Raw genomic sequence first — 1,092 nt, 5'->3', positions numbered from 1 at the left:
TTGAGCAGGTAGGCGCGGTGGAGCTTGGGGCTGGTGGCCGCGATCCATTCGAGTTTGGCGCGTTGGTTCTCGGTGAGGTCCTCGGGGTTCTTCCACAGTGCGTAGCGGGAGCGCTGCAGCTTCCTCGCGTTGCCGCGGGAGGTGTTGTGGCGTAGCCCGGCGTGGCTGCCCCATGCCTTCGTGCCGCCGGGCTTGCGGCGGGCCTCGTTCCACACCTCGCGTCGGACGTCGTCGAGGCATTGCGTGGCCCAGGCGACGACGTGGAACGGGTCGGCGCAGACCACTACTTGCGGGGCGCGCGTGGCGACGGTGTTCGCGATCCAGCTGGCGGTGTCGGCCGAGACGTGGGTCAGCTGGGCGCTTCGCTCAGCGCCCAGCTCGTCGAAGAACACCCTCAGCGTGGCCGCGTCCCTGCCCGGCCTGGCCCACACCAACCGCCCGGTGTCGTGATCGACGACCACGGTCAAGAACTTCTTCCCCTTGCGGTAGCTGACCTCGTCGATCCCGATGCGCCGGAGCCCGGACAGCCGGTCCACCCGGGCGTCGATGTCGGCGCAGACCCGGGTGACGATGCTGCCTACGGTGCGCCAGGCGATCCGCATCAACGCGGTGACCGCGCTCTTGGAACACTGGGTGGCCAGCCATGCCACCTGCTGGTCGAAGGCGTGGGTGTGTCCGGCACCGTGGCGGGCCCAGGGCATCTGCCGCACCGTCGGGCCGTGGACCTGGCAGGTCACTCGTGGCGCGTCGGCCTCGAGGAAGACCCGGACCGTGCCCAGATCCAGGGCACGCCACCGCCGCCGCCCTTCGCCACGGTCGAACCACGGCGCACACCGCCCACACGCCCCGCACCGGCCGTGCTTGGCACGACGGGGTCGCACATGCGCCACCACAACCTCATCGTTCTCGTCGTACTCGACTTCCTCGACCACGGTCTTCTCGACGCCCAACAAGGCACGCCATAGGCTGGGACTCCGCACGCCGCTCTCCGCTCTGCAGTTTCTGATCCCTGACAAGACAGAAACCTAGAGCGAGAGCGGCGTGCAGCTCTATCAGACGCGCTCACCCACCCACGGAAACGTCACAAGAGCC

1 protein-coding gene is annotated in these 1,092 nt (G+C 68.7%); it reads right to left on the bottom strand.

Annotated elements, in window-relative coordinates; genetic code table 11:
• The coding region (locus tag CLV30_RS25800) for an ISL3 family transposase (protein ID WP_244908040.1) at positions 1-980 on the bottom strand (980 nt) is incomplete at its 3' end.
• Between the last annotated feature and the right edge of the window lie 112 nt (positions 981-1,092).

It is taken from the genome of Haloactinopolyspora alba (assembly GCF_003014555.1).
GTDB classification, from domain to species: Bacteria; Actinomycetota; Actinomycetes; order Jiangellales; family Jiangellaceae; genus Haloactinopolyspora; species Haloactinopolyspora alba.
This window is presented reverse-complemented; position numbering and strand designations above follow the sequence as displayed.